Below are 535 nucleotides of genomic sequence, written 5' to 3'. Positions count from 1 at the left end.
GGCGCCGGCTGCGCCGGGAACTCGCCTTGACGGCGGCCGCCTTCGCCCAGCCGGTGACCGCGACCACGCGGTTCCGGCGGCGCCGGCGGTTGCTGGTGCGGTCGTTGCGCGAGCGCGCGGTGTGGGTCGACGCCGAGCGGGCCTCGCTGCTCGCCGGCGCGGTGTCGGCCGATGTGCGCCCGTTCGGCGTGCTGGTCGAGCGCGACGTGGTCGGTGTCCTGGTGAGCTGTGGCCCGGACGTACCGGCGCCCGGCGAGCCGTGGGCGGTGGACGAGGCGGACCCGCGACTGTGGTGGATCGGCCGGGGCGACCTGGGCGCGGTGGAGGGGACCGCGCCGCTGCTCGTCGCGGTGGGCACCGATCGCGAGGCCGTGGTGTTCCTGGACCTGCTCACCGGGCCGCGCGTGGTCGCGGTGTCCGGTGAGCGGCGCGGTGCCGGGTCCACGCTGCAGGCGCTCGCGGCCCAGGTGGACGCGCGGCTGCCGGTCGGTGCGGTGACCGTGGCCGACGGGGTGCTTCCGCGTTTCGCCGGGCC

The 535-nt window shown here is 77.9% G+C and carries 1 pseudogene; it reads left to right on the top strand.

Features of this window, described 5'->3' with window-relative positions:
* A pseudogene (locus tag GT354_RS29145) lies at positions 1-535 on the top strand (hypothetical protein); the annotation flags it as partial.

It is taken from the genome of Streptomyces sp. SID3343, from assembly GCF_009865215.1.
Lineage (GTDB): Bacteria > Actinomycetota > Actinomycetes > Streptomycetales > Streptomycetaceae > Embleya.
Note: the sequence above shows the minus strand (reverse complement) of the source record. Positions and strands in the feature narration are given on the sequence as shown.